Annotated in this window: 16 protein-coding genes; 5 read left to right on the top strand and 11 right to left on the bottom strand. The window is 70.5% G+C overall.

The annotated features are described in order from the left end of the window. Positions 1–50: 50 nt before the first annotated feature. Genes pcaF through NKJ47_RS02230 form a run of 3 tightly spaced genes read right to left on the bottom strand, consistent with a single transcriptional unit; the run spans position 51 to position 2,604 of the window. The gene (gene pcaF / locus NKJ47_RS02240; RefSeq protein ID WP_254459939.1) at positions 51–1,259 is read right to left on the bottom strand and encodes a 3-oxoadipyl-CoA thiolase; all 1,209 of its coding nucleotides are present in this window, start codon (positions 1,257–1,259) and stop codon (positions 51–53) included. After that, positions 1,256–1,927, bottom strand: a complete 672-nt coding sequence (locus NKJ47_RS02235; RefSeq protein WP_254459938.1) for a 3-oxoacid CoA-transferase subunit B — start codon at positions 1,925–1,927, stop codon at positions 1,256–1,258. Before NKJ47_RS02235 ends, pcaF begins: the two co-directional genes overlap by 4 nt. Then, positions 1,915–2,604: a 3-oxoacid CoA-transferase subunit A gene (locus NKJ47_RS02230; RefSeq protein ID WP_254459937.1), complete on the bottom strand. Its 690-nt coding sequence runs from the start codon at positions 2,602–2,604 to the stop codon at positions 1,915–1,917. The genes NKJ47_RS02235 and NKJ47_RS02230 overlap by 13 nt, the downstream gene beginning before the upstream one ends. Positions 2,605–2,931: 327 nt before the next feature. Between NKJ47_RS02230 and NKJ47_RS02225 the strand changes: the two genes are divergently transcribed. Genes NKJ47_RS02225 through NKJ47_RS02215 form a run of 3 tightly spaced genes read left to right on the top strand, consistent with a single transcriptional unit; the run spans position 2,932 to position 5,829 of the window. Then, the gene (locus NKJ47_RS02225; protein ID WP_254459936.1) at positions 2,932–4,008 is read left to right on the top strand and encodes an aromatic ring-hydroxylating dioxygenase subunit alpha; all 1,077 of its coding nucleotides are present in this window, start codon (positions 2,932–2,934) and stop codon (positions 4,006–4,008) included. A gap of 29 nt (positions 4,009–4,037) precedes the next feature. After that, positions 4,038–4,787, top strand: coding sequence for a GntR family transcriptional regulator (locus tag NKJ47_RS02220; RefSeq protein WP_254459935.1), 750 nt, complete (start codon positions 4,038–4,040; stop codon positions 4,785–4,787). A gap of 58 nt (positions 4,788–4,845) precedes the next feature. Continuing rightward, on the top strand, positions 4,846–5,829 hold the full coding sequence (locus tag NKJ47_RS02215) for a PDR/VanB family oxidoreductase (RefSeq protein WP_254459934.1): 984 nt from the start codon (positions 4,846–4,848) through the stop codon (positions 5,827–5,829). Positions 5,830–5,919: 90 nt separating this feature from the next. Here the strand turns inward: NKJ47_RS02215 and NKJ47_RS02210 are convergent, their stop codons facing one another. Then, on the bottom strand, positions 5,920–6,408 hold the full coding sequence (locus tag NKJ47_RS02210; protein ID WP_254459933.1) for a nuclear transport factor 2 family protein: 489 nt from the start codon (positions 6,406–6,408) through the stop codon (positions 5,920–5,922). Between the two features lie 29 nt (positions 6,409–6,437). Here NKJ47_RS02210 and NKJ47_RS02205 point away from each other — a divergent pair, with 29 nt between their 5' ends. After that, positions 6,438–6,752, top strand: a complete 315-nt coding sequence (locus tag NKJ47_RS02205) for a hypothetical protein (RefSeq protein ID WP_254459932.1) — start codon at positions 6,438–6,440, stop codon at positions 6,750–6,752. Positions 6,753–6,858: 106 nt separating this feature from the next. On the opposite strand, the gene pobA is transcribed toward NKJ47_RS02205, so the two are convergent. Beyond that, complete coding sequence (gene pobA, locus NKJ47_RS02200) at positions 6,859–8,037, bottom strand: 4-hydroxybenzoate 3-monooxygenase (protein WP_254459931.1); 1,179 nt, start codon at positions 8,035–8,037, stop codon at positions 6,859–6,861. A gap of 93 nt (positions 8,038–8,130) precedes the next feature. Here pobA and NKJ47_RS02195 point away from each other — a divergent pair, with 93 nt between their 5' ends. Further along, a complete protein-coding gene (locus NKJ47_RS02195) occupies positions 8,131–9,057 on the top strand; it encodes a helix-turn-helix domain-containing protein (protein ID WP_254459930.1) in 927 nt (308 codons plus the stop codon). Positions 9,058–9,660: 603 nt separating this feature from the next. Here NKJ47_RS02195 and NKJ47_RS02190 read toward each other — a convergent pair. The 6 genes from NKJ47_RS02190 to NKJ47_RS02165 all read right to left on the bottom strand — a co-directional run bounded on the left by NKJ47_RS02190 (position 9,661) and on the right by NKJ47_RS02165 (position 16,535). Further along, a complete protein-coding gene (locus NKJ47_RS02190) occupies positions 9,661–11,130 on the bottom strand; it encodes a benzaldehyde dehydrogenase (protein WP_254459929.1) in 1,470 nt (489 codons plus the stop codon). Between the two features lie 41 nt (positions 11,131–11,171). Continuing rightward, complete coding sequence (locus NKJ47_RS02185; protein ID WP_254459928.1) at positions 11,172–11,939, bottom strand: coniferyl-alcohol dehydrogenase; 768 nt, start codon at positions 11,937–11,939, stop codon at positions 11,172–11,174. 30 nt (positions 11,940–11,969) lie between these two features. Then, positions 11,970–12,983, bottom strand: a complete 1,014-nt coding sequence (locus NKJ47_RS02180) for a SphA family protein (protein WP_429002478.1) — start codon at positions 12,981–12,983, stop codon at positions 11,970–11,972. 184 nt (positions 12,984–13,167) lie between these two features. Next, positions 13,168–13,653, bottom strand: coding sequence for a MarR family winged helix-turn-helix transcriptional regulator (locus NKJ47_RS02175; protein WP_254461310.1), 486 nt, complete (start codon positions 13,651–13,653; stop codon positions 13,168–13,170). 138 nt (positions 13,654–13,791) lie between these two features. After that, on the bottom strand, positions 13,792–15,114 hold the full coding sequence (locus NKJ47_RS02170; protein ID WP_254459927.1) for a spinster family MFS transporter: 1,323 nt from the start codon (positions 15,112–15,114) through the stop codon (positions 13,792–13,794). A gap of 14 nt (positions 15,115–15,128) precedes the next feature. Next, a complete protein-coding gene (locus tag NKJ47_RS02165; RefSeq protein ID WP_254459926.1) occupies positions 15,129–16,535 on the bottom strand; it encodes an alginate export family protein in 1,407 nt (468 codons plus the stop codon). Positions 16,536–16,601 lie beyond the last annotated feature (66 nt).

The raw sequence follows: 16,601 nt of genomic DNA, 5'->3' as shown, positions 1-16,601 counted from the left end.
CTGGAAGAATGATGCAGGCGGGCGGGGCGCAGCGTCGATGGGGCGAGCGGCTACAGCCGCTCGATCGCCAGCGCCACGCCCTGGCCGACGCCGATGCACATGGTCGCAAGCCCGCGGCGGCCACCGCTGGCCTCGAGCTGGCGCAGCAAAGTCAGGACCAGGCGCGCACCGCTCATGCCCAGCGGATGGCCGAGCGCGATCGCGCCGCCGTTGGCGTTGACGTGGGCGGCATCGTCGGCGACGCCCAGCTCGCGCAGGCAGGCCAGGCCCTGGGCGGCGAACGCCTCGTTGAGTTCGATCGCATCGAAGTCGCCGATGGACAGCCCCAGCCGCGCCAGCAGCTTGCGCGTGGCCGGCACCGGGCCGATGCCCATGTAGGCCGGCTCCACGCCGGCACTGGCCAAGCCCAGCACGCGCGCACGCGGGGTCAGGCCCAGCGCCTGCACCTGCTCGGCGTTGGCCAGCAGCAGGGCGGCGGCGCCGTCGTTGATGCCCGAGGCATTGCCGGCGGTGACCGTGCCGGGCTGGCGGAAGATCGGCTTGAGCCTGGCCAGGGCCTCCAGCGTGGTGTCGGCACGCGGATGCTCGTCGACGCGGACCTCGACGGTCTCGCCGCGCTTCCTGCCCGGGGCGGTCACCGGGGTGATCTCGCCGTCGAAGAAACCGGCGGCCTGCGCGGCGGCGGTGCGCTGCTGGCTGCGCAGCGCAAAGGCGTCCTGGTCTTCGCGCGAGATCCCGTAGCGCGCGGCCACGTTCTCGGCGGTCTCGCCCATCAGCTCCACGCCATAGCGCTGCTGCATCTTCGGATTGACGAAGCGCCAGCCCATGGTGGTGTCCTCGAGCTGCTGGTTGCGGGCGAAGGCGCTCTCCGCCTTGCCCATCACCCACGGCGCGCGCGACATCGACTCCACGCCGCCGGCGATGGCCAGGCCGAGTTCGCCGGCGCGCAGGCCGCGCGCGACCGTGCCGATGGCGTCCAGGCCCGAACCGCACAGGCGGTTGACCGTGCTGCCCGGCACGCTGAACGGCAGGCCCGCCAGCAGCAGGCTCATGCGCGCGACGTTGCGGTTGTCCTCGCCGGCCTGGTTGGCGCAGCCCAGGTAGACGTCGTCGATGTGCGCAGGATCCAGTTGCGGATGCCGCGCCAGCAACGCCTGCAGCGGCACCGCGCCGAGATCGTCCGCACGCACCCCGGCCAGGGCGCCGCCGTAGCGGCCGATCGGCGTGCGGATGCCGTCGATGATGTAGGCCTCGTTCATGCCGCCTCCGTGGAATCGGCCAGGGTCAGCGCCAGCCCGGTGGCCTGGCGCAACTCGTCCAGGCTCACGCCCTCGACCAGTTCGAGCACGCGCGCGCCGTCCGGCCCCAGCGCGAACACGCCCAGGTCGGTGTACACGCGCGAGACGCAGCGCAACCCGGTCAGCGGGTAGCTGCACGCGCTCACCAGCTTGGGCTCGCCGCGCTTGGTCAGCAGTTCCATCATCACGTAGACCTGCTTGGCGCCGATCGCCAGGTCCATCGCGCCGCCGACCGCGGGGATGGCATCGGCCGCGCCGGTACTCCAGTTGGCCAGGTCGCCGTGCACCGACACCTGGAACGCGCCGAGCACGCACACGTCCAGGCGCCCGCTGCGCATCATCGCGAACGAGTCGGCGTGGTGGAAATAGCAGCCGCCGGTCAGCAGCGTCACCGGCTGCTTGCCGGCATTGATCAGGTCCAGGTCCTCCTGCCCCGGCGGTGGCGCCGGCCCCATGCCGAGCAGGCCGTTCTCGCTGTGCAGGAAGATCTCCTTGTCCGCCGGCAGGAAGTTGGCCACCGCGGTCGGCAGGCCGATGCCGAGGTTGACGTAGGCGCCCTCGGGGATGTCGCGCGCCACCCGCGCGGCCAGCGCGTTGCGGTCGATGCCGCGGCCGCTCAATGCGTGCATGCGTCCTCCTGCGTGGCGCTCACCGCCACCAGCCGTTGCACGAAGATGCCCGGGGTCACCACCGCTTCGGGGTCCAGCGCGCCCAGTTCCACCACCTTCTCCACCTGCACGATCGCGCAGGTCGCGGCCATCGCCATCAGCGGGCCGAAGTTGCGCGCGGTCTTGCGGTACACCAGGTTGCCCCAGCGGTCGCCATGGTGCGCCTTGATCAGCGCGAAATCGGCGCGGATCGGATACTCCAGCACGTAGTGGCGGCCGTCGATCTCGCGGGTCTCCTTGCCGGCGGCCAGCTCGGTGCCGTAACCGGTGGGGGTGAAGATCGCGCCCAGGCCGTTGCCGGCGGCGTGGATGCGCGCGGCCAGGTTGCCCTGCGGCACCAGTTCCAGTTCCAGCTCGCCGGCGCGGTAGGCCGCGTCGAAGTGCTGCGAGTCGCTCTGCCGCGGGAACGAACACACGATCTTGCGCACGCGCTTGTGCTTGATCAGCGCGGCCAGCCCGGTCTCGCCGTTGCCGGCGTTGTTGTTGACGATGGTGAGCTCGCGCGCGCCTTGCGCGATCAGCGCGTCGATCAGCGCATCGGGCATGCCCGCGGTGCCGAAGCCGCCGATCATCACCGTGGCGCCATCGGGGATGTCGGCCACCGCGGCGGCGCACGAGGCCAGGGTCTTGTCGATCATCGGCGCCGCTCCGCCGTCGCCGGCCGGGGGCGCAGCGCACGGCGGCGCAGGCGCATTACGGGGTCTGCCACGACATCCTCCTCCAGGTCGCTCCGGGAGGCCACGTTAGGCCCGCTCCGGCGGGCGGTCAATCCGATTATCGGATGCGCAGTTCGATAAACGAACAATTTAACGGCATGGCAACGGCATGCCGATCCCGCCCTGTTGTATACATTCGCTCATCGCCACACAGGGGGCGACGGCGTGAATGCGGTGTTAAGCCGCCGTCCGCCAGCAACACGCAAGGTTCTTCCCCAGCCTGTTGTATACACAATCGAGGTCGCCGCCATGCAGTCGTCCGCTCCGGCTTTTCCGCTCAATGCCTGGTACGCCATCGCCTGGGACCACGAGGTCAAGCACGCGCTGCTGCCGCGCAAGGTGTGCAACCTGGACATCGTGCTGTACCGCACCAGCAGCGGCCGCGTCGCCGCGCTCGAGGACGCCTGCTGGCACCGCCTGGTGCCGCTGTCGATGGGCCGGCTGCGCGGCGACGACGTGGTCTGCGGCTACCACGGCCTGGTCTACGACGCGAACGGGCGCTGCGTGCACATGCCCTCGCAGGACACCATCAATCCCTCCGCCTGCGTGCGCCGCTTCCCTACCGTGGAACGGCACCGCTACGTCTGGGTGTGGCCGGGCGATGCGGCGCTGGCCGATCCGGCGCTGGTGCCGGACCTGCACTGGAACGACGATCCGGCCTGGGCCGGCGACGGCCGCACCATCCACGTCAAGTGCGACTACCGGCTGGTGCTGGACAACCTGATGGACCTGACCCACGAGACCTTCGTGCACGGCTCCAGCATCGGCCAGGACGAGGTCGCCGAGGCGCCGTTCGACGTGGTCCACGGCGAACGCAGCACGGTGGTCTCGCGCTGGATGCTCGACATCGACCCGCCGCCGTTCTGGGCCTGGCAGATCGAACACGCGCACGGCTACCGCGGCAAGGTCGACCGCTGGCAGATCATCCGCTTCGAGGCGCCGTGCACCATCGCCATCGACGTCGGCGTGGCGGTGGCCGGCAGCGGCGCGCCGCAGGGCGACCGCTCGCGCGGAGTCAACGGCTACGTGCTCAACACCATCACCCCGGAAACCGACCGCACCTGCCACTACTTCTGGGCGTTCGCGCGCAACCACTCGCTGCACGAGCAATCGATCACCACGCGCCTGCGCGACGGCGTCACCGGCGTGTTCGGCGAGGACGAGCTGGTGCTGGAAGCGCAGCAGCGCGCCATCGACGCGCATCCGGACCACGTGTTCTACAACCTCAATGTCGATGCCGGCGGCATGTGGGCGCGACGCCTGATCGAGCGCATGATCGCCGCCGAGCAGCGCAGCCAGGACCTGCACCTGCGCATGGTCGGATGAGCCGCCGCCAGGTTCCGGGAGCCACCGCCATGTCCGCCGCGCATCCGTTCCGCTCCAGCGCCGCGCAGACCACCCGCGCCCTGCTGGAATTGCGCGAGCTGATCCTGGCCGGCGCGCTGCCCGCCGGCGAACGCCTGTCCGAGATCGCCCTGGTGGAGCGCCTGGGCGCCTCGCGCACGCCGGTGCGCGCCGCCCTGCAGCGGCTGGCCGAGGAAGGCCTGGTGCAGCCGTTGCGCGGCGGCGGCTACGCGGTCCAGGCATTCGACGAGGCCGATGTGGACGACGCCATCGAATTGCGCGGCACTCTCGAGGGCCTGGCCGCGCGCCGCGCCGCCGAGCGTGGCGCCGAGCCGGCCTTGCTGGCGCAGGCGCAGGCGCTGCTGGCGCGGATCGACGCGGTGCTGGCGACGCGACCGCTGAGCGAGGACGCCTTCGCCGGCTACGTTGACTGCAACGCGCAGCTGCACGCGCTGCTGTTCGAGATGGCCGGCAGCGCACTGCTGTCGCGCGAGTTCGCGCGGGTGACGCAACTGCCGTTCGCCTCGCCCAGCAGCTTCGTGCTCGAGCGCGGCCAGGCCGCCACCGTGCTGTCGATCGCGCAGGACCAGCACCGCCAGGTGCTGGACGCGATCGTGCGCCGCGAAGGCGCGCGCGCCGAAGCGTTGATGCGCGAGCACGCGCGGCTGGCGCAGCGCAACGCCCACCATGCCCTGCACGACCACAACGCGCTGGGACAGATCCCCGGCATCCGCCTGCTGCGGCGACACCCACCCGCCTAAGCGTCGCGGCCGCCCGCATCCTGCCTCCGCCTCCCCTTCCCGCCTGCCGGACCCCGCCATGCGCAAAGACACCCAGTGGACCACCGCCCGCGTCGTCGCCATCGCCACGCCCTGCCAGGACGTGCGCGAGATCGTGCTCGACCCGGGCAACGCCGGCCGCCCGTTCACCGTGGGCAGCCACCTCGGCGTGCGCGTGCGTATCGGCGACGCCTGGGACGAACGCTCCTATTCGCTGGTCGGCGAACCCGCGGCCGACGGCCACTACCGCATCGCGGTGCGCGCGGTGCCCGACAGCCGCGGCGGTTCGCGGGCGATGTGGGCGCTGGCGCCGGGCGCGGACCTGGAGATCTCCGCACCCAACAACCACTTCGCGCTGGACGAAACCGCCGAGCACATCGTCCTGGTCGCCGGCGGCATCGGCATCACCCCGATCCTGGGCATGGCGCAGCGGCTGGCGCGCGGACGCATTCCGTTCCGCCTGCTCTACGCCGGCCGCAGCCGCGCCAGCATGGCCTACCTGGACCACCTGCAGGACCTGCTCGGCGAGCGCCTGCAGCTGTTCTGCCCGGAACATCTGGGCCAGCTCGACCTGGCCGCGCAGATCGCGCAGTGGCCGCGCAACGCCGACGTCTACGCCTGCGGCCCGCTGCCGCTGCTGGACGAACTGCGGCAGCGTTGGCGCGACGACGGCCGTGCCCGCGCGCGCCTGCACTTCGAGACCTTCGGCAACAGCGGCAGCGCGCCGGCGCAACCGTTCGTGGTGCAGGTGCCGGCACTGGGCAAGACCGTGCAGGTCGCCGAGAACCAGTCGCTGCTGGATGCGCTGAGCGCGGCCGGCGTGGAGGTCATGGCCGATTGCCGCCGCGGCGAATGCGGCCTGTGCGTGGTCGAGGTGCTGGAGGCCGCCGCACCGCTGGACCATCGCGACGTGTTCCTCAGCGACGAACAGCGCCACAGCAACCGCAAGCTGTGCGCCTGCGTCTCGCGCGCGCTCGGCGGCAGCCTCAGCATCGACACCGGCTACCGCGCCGACGCGTTCTGACCCGCACGCACGGCGCTGTACGCACGCACCGCCGGTGCCGCCCACAGCAGCGGGCGGCACCGGCGGGCGTGCAACGTCAACCGTGCGGCATCACTTGGTCGCCGCGTCCCAGTGCTCCTGGATCTTGCCGTTCTGGATGCGGAACATGTCGAACCAGGTGGTGGTGTAGGTCTTGCTGGCGTCCTTGGGATCGGGCAGCGTGCGCACCGACACCAGGGTCACGTAGTCGCCTTCGGCCAGGATCGCCACCAACGGCAACTGCACCCGCGGCTGGATCGGCGTCGGCTTGACGAAGGAGGTCAGGAACGCCAGGAACGCGTCGCGGCCGTTGGCCACGTTCGGGTTGTGCTGGATGTAGTCCTTGGCCATGTACAGCGGCGCATATTCGGTGTGTCCGGCTTCGAACACGATGCGCCAGAAATCGTAAACCAGCCGCTTGTTGGCAGTAGTGCGCCAGTCCTCGCCGTGCAGCAGCTGCGCATGGTCGGGATTGGCGGTGACCGCGGTCTGCGCGAACGCGGACGCGGCGGGAAGCGCAAGCAGCAGCGCCAGCAGACAGGCCTGAAAACGGATCTTCATGGAAGACGCTCCGATGGGGGAACAGGGAAATGCGCAATGACGATGCGCCGCCGCGATACAAGGCAACGAGGGCACTTGCGCGGCTGCAGCGTAGCAACGCGCAGTGCCCGCGCGACGCAGGAAATCGCGAAAAACCGGCGGATTTACCGGCTTTCTTCCGGGTCTGGGAGAATCGCCACAGTTACCTCGACATCAGAAATGGCGCGGCAGCACGCACCTCAACGTGCGTGCACATGGCCTGGCGCAGCGACGCGCTGGCGAGCTGCCTCGTCGGCGATCGGCTCGCCCAATCGCGGTCATCGACAGCGACGATCGCTGGCGCTTTGATCGGGATTAGGGATTAGGGATTAGGGATTGGAGGAAAGCCGAAACGAAGACGATCAGCGCCCGCAAATGGACTGGGGCGCGGCTTTAGCGAATCCCCAATCCCGACTCCCCAATCCCCCTCCCTCAAACCGCCAACGGCAAACCCGCATAGTTCTCGGCGATGGTCGCGCGACCAGCGGCGCTGCCGAGCAGGTAGTCCAGCTCCGCATCGTGCAGGCGGCGGCTGAACGCGTCCTCGTCCGGGAAGCGGTGCAGCATCGTGGTCATCCACCACGAGAAACGCTCGGCCTTCCACACGCGCTGCAGCGCCAACTCCGAATAGCGTTGCAGCGGTGCGTCGCTGCGCTCCTGCTGCGCCAGCGCGAACAGGTGCGCGAGCAAACCGACGTCGCCGGCGGCCAGGTTCAGGCCCTTGGCGCCGGTCGGCGGCACGATGTGCGCGGCATCGCCGGCAAGGAACAGGCGGCCGTACTGCATGGGCTCGGCGACGTAGCTGCGCAGCGGCGCGATGCTTTTCTCCAGCGACGGGCCGGTGACCAGCGCCTGCGCCACGTCGTCGGGCAGGCGCCGGCGCAGTTCGTCCCAGAAGCGATCGTCCGACCAGTCCTCCACCCGCTCCTGCGCCGGCACCTGCACGTAGTAGCGGGTACGGGTGGGCGAGCGCATGCTGCACAGGGCGAAACCGCGCGCATGGCGCGCGTAGATCAGTTCGTCGGCCACCGGCGGGGTATCGGCCAGAACGCCCAGCCAGCCGAACGGATAGACCCGCTCGTACACGCGCAGCACCTCGGCCGGGATCGCGCGGCGGCTGACCCCGTGGAACCCGTCGCAGCCGACCACGTAGTCGCAGTCCAGCCGCCGCGCGGCGCCGTCCTGCACGAAACTCAGCCACGGCTGCGGCCCGTCGATGTCGTGCAAATGCACATCCTCGACCGAATAGAGCGTGGTCGCGCCGGCGGCCCGGCGCGCATCCATCAGGTCGCGGGTCACTTCGGTCTGGCCGTAGATGGTGACCGCGCGGCCGCCGCTGGCCGCACTCAGCGCGATGCGTTCGCGGCGCTGCTCCAGCGCCAGCTCGAAGCCATGGTGGACGATGCCCTCGCGCTGCATGCGCGCACCGGCGCCGGCGGCGCACAGCAGGTCGGCGGTGCCCTGCTCCAGCACGCCGGCGCGGATCCGCGACAGCACATGCTCCGGCGTCTGCCGCTCGACGATGACGGTGTCGATGCCGTGGCCGTGCAGCAACTGCCCGAGCAGCAGTCCGGCCGGGCCGGCGCCGACGATGGCGACCTGGGTACGCATGCGTCCTCCGAAGGATGGAACCGATGCACAGTGTTCCGGCTGCGGTGCGTCGAGGACATGGATCATTGCGACCGATTCCGGTACTTTTCGCCGATGCCCCGTACCGCTTCAGCTGCCGTCACGTCACCGGTCACGGTCCCGGCCTTCCGCCTGTACGGCGAGACCGGCGATCGCGAGACGCCAGACCTGTTGCATTGGGAATCCATCGCCGCGCGCAGCCGCCTGCACGACTGGCACATCCGCCCGCACCGCCACGACGACCTGCTGCAATTGCTGTACCTGCAGCGCGGCAGCGCCGGTCTGCACTTGGACGGAACGCAGCAGCGCCTGCGCGGGCCGTGCCTGTTGCTGCTGCCGCCGCTGTGCGTGCACGGCTTCCGCTTCCAGCGCAACGTGCGCGGCCATATCGTGACCGTGTCGGCGCCGCTGCGGCAGCGCCTGGCGGCGCAGTGGCCGAGCCTGGACGAAGCGCTGGCGCGGCCGGCCTGCCTGCCCGCGGGCGACCAACACCCGATGCTGGACGCCTGCTTCGCCGCCATCGCCAGCGAACACGCGCAACGCCGCCCCGGCCGCGAGCCGATGCTGCAGGCGCTGGCGACGCAGGTCTTGCTCTGGGCGGCGCGCGGCGCGCTGGCGCAGGTCCACGCCGATCCGCACGACGCCGACCGCGGCACGCGCCACCTGCGCGCCTACACCGCGCTGATCGACGCGCATTACCGCGAACACTGGCCGCTGGCCCGCTATGCGGACCGGCTCGGGCTGAGCCGCAGCCATCTCAACGCTCTGTGCCGGCGCCTGGCCGGCGCCTCGGCACTGGAACTGCTGCAGCGCCGGATCATGCTCGAAGCGCGGCGCAGCCTGGTCTACACCACGTTGACCGTGCAACAACTGGCCACGGTGCTGGGTTATGCGGATGCGGCGTATTTCAGCCGCTGCTTCCGCCGGCACGCCGGGTGTTCGCCGATCCAGTTCCGGCAGCGAAGCCAACAGAGCGGGAACCCGTCGTCGCAGGCGCGGTAGCGCACCTGCGGGAAAGGCTTCACTCTCTACCCATTGGCTCGTACTGCACCTTCCATCTCCCCGCGTCGCGGCTGAAGCCGCTCCCACATCCGCAGCACCAGCACTGTCGGGGCACTGACTGTGGGAGGGACTTCAGTCCCGACGCGCTGACCCCGCCCCGCATCTTCATACCTCACCGCGTCGCGGCTGAAGCCGCTCCCACATCCGCAGCACCAGCACTGTCGGGGCACTGCACTGTGGGAGGGACTTCAGTCCCGACGCGCCGACCCCGCTCCGCATCTTCATACCTCCCCGCGTCGCGGCTGAAGCCGCTCCCACATCCGCAGCACCAGCACTGTCGGGGCACTGCACTGTGGGAGGGACTTCAGTCCCGACGCGCCGGCCCCGCCCCGCATCTTCATACCTCCCGCGTCGCGGCTGAAGCCGCTCCTACATCTGCGCTGCAGCGTAAGACGCCGTCGCATGTCGTAGGAGCGGCTTCAGCCGCGACCAGGGATTCCAACCCACACGCGAACCGGCCAAGCGCGATTCCTTTGCTTGATTCCTGTGCTGGTCGGCCAGACGCATCGCCGGGCGCCACACCGACGCCCGGCGAACCCACACTCAGAACGGATACTGCGGCGCGCTGTCCTGGATCGTCACCCATTGCCAGTGCGTGTACTGGCCCCAGTCGGCCGGGCCGCCCATGCTGGTGCCGTTGCCGGAAGCGCCGGTGCCGCCGAACGGGTTGGTGACTTCGTCGGCCACGGTCTGGTCGTTGATGTGCAGCAGGCCGGTGTGCAGGCGTTCGCCTAGCGCCATCGCGCGGCCCACCGAGGCCGACAGGATGCCGGCCGACAGGCCGTACTCGGTCTGGTTGGCCAGCGCCACCGCCTCGTCGTCGCTGTCGAAGGCGATCACGTTGGCCACCGGGCCGAACACTTCCTCCTCGAACGCCGGCATGCCCGGCTGCACGTTCGACAGCACCGTGGCCGCGTAGAACAGGCCGTCGTGGGTACCGCCGGCCTCGACCACCGCGCCCGCCGCCACCGAGGCATCGACCACCTCCTTGACGTGCTGCAGCTGGCGCTGGTCGATGATCGGGCCGAGCGCGACGTGCGCGGTGGCCGGGTCGCCGACCGGCAGATGCCGCGCCTTCTCCGCAAGGCGCCGGGTCAGTTCGGCGGCGATGCGGCGCTGGACCAGCACGCGGCCGGTGGCCATGCAGATCTGGCCCTGGTGGAAGTACGCGCCGAAGGCGATCGCCGACACCGCCTTGTCCAGGTCGGCATCGTCGAGCACGATCAGCGAATTCTTGCCGCCCAGCTCCAGCGCGGTCTTCTTCAGGTGCTTGCCGGCCAGCTCGCCGATGCGGCGGCCGGCGGCGGTGGAACCGGTGAACGCGATCATCGGCACGCCCGGCGCCTCGACCAGCGCCTGGCCGGCGTCCGCGCCGCCCGGCAGCACGTGCAGCAGGCCCTTCGGCAGGCCGGCCTGCTGCAGCACTTCGGCGATGACGAAGCCGCCGGCGTACGGCGTGCGCGGATCGGGCTTGAGCACCACCGCATTGCCGACCGCCAGCGCCGGCGCCACCGAGCGCAGCGACAGCACCAGCGGGAAGTTGAACGGCGAGATCACCCCGACCACGCCCAGCGGCAGGCGCCGCGCCAGGCTCAGCCGGCCCGGTGCGGTCGGCAGCACCTGGCCCTGCGCCTGCAGCGGCATCGCCGCGGCCTGCTGCAGCAGCACGATCGCCTCGCGCACCTCGTGCTCGCCCTTGGGCAGGATGCCGCCGGTTTCGCGGGCGATCAGCGCCGCGGCGGCGGCCGCGTGCTGCTGCAGCACCTGCGCGGCGCGATGGAACACCGCCGCGCGCTCGCGCGGCGGCGTGGCCGCCCAGGCGCGCTGCGCCTCGCGCGCCTGCGCCACCGCCGCGCTCACATCGGCCGCATTGGCCTGGCCGACGCGATGCAGCGGCGTGCCGCTGCCCGGTTCGATTACCTCGAGAACGCCGCCCTGGGCGGCGATCCACTCGCCATTGAAGATGCGCTCGCTCCAGGTGGACGCGGCGGCCAGGGGTTCGGTGCTGTGCATGCTGTGTACTCGCGTGGAAAGGAAAGAAGAGAGGGGCGCGCTCAGAGGGACGCGGCGGCCAGGCCGCCGTCCACCGGCAGGTTGACGCCGTTGATCCAGCGCGCCGCATCGGAGGCCAGGAACACCACCGCCTCGGCGACTTCGTCGGCATAGGCCGGACGCTTCATCTTGCCGGCGTCGGCCTGGACCCGCTCGGGCCCGAGCATGGTGACGAAATCGCCCAGGATCGGCGTGAACACCGGCCCCGGCGCGACGCTGTTGACGCGTACCGAATGCTCGGCGAACCAGTCGCGCGAGCGCAGCAGCGTCCACACGATCAGCGCCTCCTTGAAGTACTGGTAACAGGTGTCCTGCGGCACCGGATGCGCCGCCAGCCAGTCGTGGCCGGCGGCGTAGCTGTCGGTGGCGGCCAGTTGCTTGTGCAGGTCCAGCCGTTGCGGCCACTCCGCGCCGAGGATCGAGGCGATGTTGATGATGCTGCCGCCGGGCACGATGCGCGGCAGCAGCGCCTGGCTGAGGTGGCGCAGGCCCAGGTAGTTGACCTTGGCCACCACGTCCACCGGCGCGGTGCCGGGCACGCCGGCGATGTTGGCCAGCGCATCGATGCGCTCGGGCAACTGCGCCACCAGCGCGTCGATCGAGGCCGGATCGCCCAAGTCGGCCTGGTGGAAGCCGTGCAGGGTCATGTTGACCGGCTGGCGATCGATGCCGATCACCGTGGCGCCGTGGAAGCGCGCCAGGCGCGCGACCTCGGCGCCGATGCCGGAGGCCACGCCGGTGACGAGGAGGGTCTTGTTGTGCAGGTTCATGGCAGCGCGTTTCCGTTGCGGGGTTGGGCGTCAGAAGACGTGGACGTATTGCAGGTTGACGTTGTCGCCGGAGGGCGCGTTCTTGACCTCCACCGGCATGTAGAAGTTGGCGTTGAAGATGTTCTTCTGGTCGATCCGCCACGACAGGCCCGGCCCCAGGTAGAACTGGGTCTGCTTGCTGTCGGCCACGCGCTGGCCGTTGGTGCGGTTGTCGCGCAGCTGCTTGAGGTAGTAGCCGTTGATGCCCAGGTGCAGGCCATTGACCACTTCCAGCGAGCTGGCGAAGTTGAGCCAGGCGGCGTCGCCGGCCTGGCCGTTGCGGAACACGAAGCCGTCGCCCTGCGGCACGTTGGAGGCCTTGTCGGCGCGGAAGTTGTAGATGTAGTTCAGGCGCCCGCTGATCTCCCAGCGCGGCGTGGGCAGGATGCTGAAGGCCCAGCTCGGCAGCACCGACCAGTAGCCCGCGCCCTGGTTGACGTCGCGGTTGCGGTCGAACTTGCCGATCGGCACCAGCGCATCCAGTTCGAAACGCTGCGAGAACACCGGGCGGCCGTCGCGGATCACCGGCGCCATCTGCAGGTACGGGCCGATGGTCAGGTCGCCCAGGCCGAGGCCGTTGTCGCGCAGCGCCACCGGGCTGTCGTACGCGAACGAGGTGTCCAGATCGACCAGCGCGGCCAGCGCGGTGATGCCGAGGGAGCCGCCGAACAACTTGTAGTCGCTGAGGTAGGCGACCTGGGTGACCCAGACCGAGGAACCGATGTGCGGATCGCGGAACACCGGCACGTCGTCGCCGTGCGCGTCCTTGATCGCATCGAAGTCGTAGCGGCGCAGGTACTGGATCGCGGTCCAGCCCGGATTGGGCTTGCTGAAGCCATCGAAGAAACTGGTCCCTCCGGTGTTGATGCCGGTCGGCAGGGTGGCGCTCTGCGGCACCGATTGCGCCGCGGCCGGCGCGACCCAGGCGATGGCCGACAGGGCGAGCAGGGACGCGCGAGCGCGGGCACGCGGCGACGACGGAACACGAAAACGGGCACGCTTCACGGGCAGGCACTCCAAGCAAAAGGGGAACGGCGGGGTGCGGGGGGACAGGAACGCGGACAGGCGCCGCCGTGCGCGGGGCGCGGCCACGCGGCGACGCGCGCGGTCAGCGGGCTGCTGGCGGCGGGTCGGGAATCAGCAAGGAAAAAGGACGGACGGCAGGGGCCAGCCGCGCCGTGGGCGACCGCTACAGACGCTCGAGCGCGTCCACCTGGTCCAACCGGTCCAGCGCCTGCAGCAGCGCGCGTGCCGAGGTCGCCCCCAGCGCGCCACCGAGCTGCTGCTCCATGCGCACCACCTCGGCTTCGGCCTGCGCCAGCAGCGCCGTGCCGGGCGCGGTCAGGTGCAGGTGCTGCATGCGCCGATCCTGGCGCCCGCGCACCTGCCGCAGCAGTTTGCGCTTGACCAGGCGCGCCACGACGATGGCCAGGTTCGGCGGCGACACGCTCAGCACTTCGCCCAACTGGCGCTGATTGATGCCCGGGTTGGCGTCCACCAGCACCAGCAGCGAATACTCCACCGGTTTCAGCTCGAAGGCGCGCACGCACTCCTGGAACAGGCGCCGCACCTGCAGTTCGGTGCGGGTGATGCGGTAGCCGATCAGGCTGGTCAGGCGTCGCTGGTCCACGCTGTCCACCGTGTGCGGATCGGCGGGCAACGCGGTGCTGGACATCTCGGGACTGGGTTTCGAACTCACTGCGCTTCCTGCAAGGGGCTTCCTGCGAACAGGCCACGGCGGATGCGCGCGCATCCATCGGCGCCGGCCGGCAGCGCCGTCGCCGTTGCATTGTAGGGGCATGGCCGCGCATGGTCACAACGCCGCGTCCACGCGCCGCAGCAGCGCCCGGTACGGCGCGGCCGCGCTCCACAGGCACAACGCGCCGAGCAGCGCCGCGCCCATGCACACCACGCCCAGCGACAAACCGACCTGGCGCTCGTCGCCGAGCACGTGATCGGTGCCCAGCGCCACCAGGTACGGGCCCAGGCCCAGCCCGATCAGGTTGACCAGCAGCAGGTAGATCGAGGTGACCTGGCCGCGCAGGCGGTTGGGGGTGACCGCCTGCAGGATCGCCGGCGCCAGCGCCACCGGCATGCCCAACAGGAACGTGGTCAGCGCGATCGCCGCCAGCGCCGGCCACGGCCCCGGCGCGACCGCGAACAGCCCACTGCTGACCACCAGCAGCAAGGCCCCGACCAGCGAGATCTTCAGCGCCGCGTCGCGGCTGCCGCGCGCGGCCAGGCGGTCGGCGAGGAAACCGCTGAACAGCATGCCGGCGATGCCGAAGGTGAGGATGATGATGCCGTAGGCCGGGCCGATCTCGCCCGGGGTCCACTGCCAGCGGCGGATGAAGGTGGCCGGCAGCCAGGCGGTGATGCCGAAGGTGATCATCGCGATCACGCCATTGGCCAGGAACAGCGCCACGTACACCCGCGCGTTGTCGCGCAGATGGCCCAGGTCAGGGCGCACGCTCGGCACCGCCGCGGCCTGCTCGCGCCGCGCCGGCTCGCGCACCGTGGCCATCAACGCGATCACCGCCAGCCCGGGCAGCGCGACCAGGATGAAGGCCGCTTGCCAGGGCCGGAAGCTGCCCAGCAACGGCAACACCACCGTGCTCTCCTTGCTGGTGGCCGCAATCACCAGGCCGCCGACGATGAACGCCGCCGCCGAGCCGATGTAGACGCCGGAGGTGTACACGCTCATCGCCCGCGCGCGCTTTTCCGGCGGGAAGTAGTCGGCCAGCATCGAGTACGCCGCCGGCGACAGCGAGGCCTCGCCGACGCCGACGAACACCCGCGCCAGGAAAAGGGTGAAGAAGCTGGTGACGTAGGCGCCGGCCGCGGTCGCCGCGATCCACACCACCACGCCCAGCACGATCAGGTTGCGGCGGTTGCGGCGGTCGGCGACGCGCCCCAGCATCACCCCGATCAGCGTGTAGAACACCGCGAAGGCGAAGCCGTGGACCAGGCTGAAGGCCGAGTCGGACAACTGCAGGTCGCGCTTGATCGGCTGCACCAGCAGTCCGAGGATCTGTCGGTCGACGAATGACAGCGTGTAGGCCAGCAACAGCACGATGGTGACGTACCACGCATACAGCGGGCGGTACGGCGCAGGCGATGGCAGCGGATCGCGCATGGGAAGGCTCCGGCTCAGAAACGCAAGGTCAGGAAGGGGGCGGTGTAGAAGTAGTCGCGGCCGCGGACGGGTCCCTCGCGCAGGAACGGCCCGGCCTGGGTGTAGTGGGCGTACACGTCCAGGCTGGCGAAGGCATTGAAGCGGTACTTCACCCACAGCACCGAGCGCGTGCCGATGTCGCGCGCGGCGTTGGCGTCGCCCGGTTGCAGCACCCGCCAGCCGGCCGCGTACACGCCGTCGTGCAGGCTCTGCCGCTGCAGCTTGAGCACGTACATGTCGATCCACAGCCGCTCGCTGGGACGCAGCACCAGCTCCGGGCCCACCGCACGCACGTTGCTGCTGATCATGCTGCCGTCGAACACCGAGGCGCGCGCGTACAGGCCGTTGAAGGTGTTCAGTTCGCCATCGCGCGGATCGCGGTCGCCGGAAGAGACCTCCATGCGCCAACCCAGGCGCGGCGTCCACGCCGTCGTGGCGAAGGTGTAGCCGCCGAACAGCGTGCCCTGCCAGGCGCGCACGCGCTGGCCGGCGAACCGGCCGCGCTGGCCGATCAGTTCCAGGTCGTAGTCCCAGCCCTGCACGGCGCCGCTCAGCCGTGTGGACAGGGTGTGCCGATGCTCCTCGCCGACCACGCCGCCATAGCGGCGCCCGTCCTGCACGGTATCCAGGTACAGCGTTTCCAGCAGCGCCGCCTTCGGCTGCCGCGTGGACAACGGCACTTCGGCGTGCGCGCCCCACAGGCGCTGGTCGCGGTTGCTGCGGTCGTCGAAGCTGCCGGTGCGGGTCAGCACCGGCCGCCCCCACAGCAGGCCGCCGCTCCAGCGCGGCTGCCGGGTCAGCAGGCGCACCGCGTCGAAGGGCATGCGCGAATTGGCCGGATCGCGCGGGTCGAGCAGGCGCTGCCAGGCGTAGGCGATCTGCTGGCGGCCGGCGCGCAGGCGCCAGGCCGGCGCCTTCTGCCCGTCGGACAGTTCGACGAAGCCCTGCGCCAGGTCCAGCGGATTGCGGTCGGTGGCCTGCACCGGCCGCGTCTGCAGACCGGCGACGCGGCTGTCGGCCAGTTCGCCGAACAGGCGCACGTACGCCGAGGGCCGATAGTCGGCCCACAGCCGCAGGCGCTGCTGCGCGTAGCCGTGCGGATCGGTGGCGAAGCGGCCGAAGCCGGCGTGCTCGCGGTAGTCGTACAGCGTGCGGCTCTCGCCGCCGAGGCTGAGCCAGCCGTCGTCGAGCGGGATGTACTTCCACTTCTCCCAGCCCTCACGCGGACGCTCGGCCAGCGCCGAATAGTCTTCCTGATCGGCCAGCAACTTGCCCTGCGGGCCGTTGGGTTCGGCATCGGCCTGGGCGCAGCCGACGCTGCACAACACGGCCAGGCACACGGTACGGGGCGCACGCCGGGCGCGCGCATGAGACACAGTCATCGATTCCCTCCCAAGTCTCGAAGCCAGTGGTGCGAAGAAGCGCGATCCGGCTATCCGGTACCGCGG

The organism is Xanthomonas sacchari, from assembly GCF_024266585.1.
GTDB lineage: Bacteria > Pseudomonadota > Gammaproteobacteria > Xanthomonadales > Xanthomonadaceae > Xanthomonas_A > Xanthomonas_A sacchari_C.
Note: the sequence above shows the minus strand (reverse complement) of the source record. Positions and strands in the feature narration are given on the sequence as shown.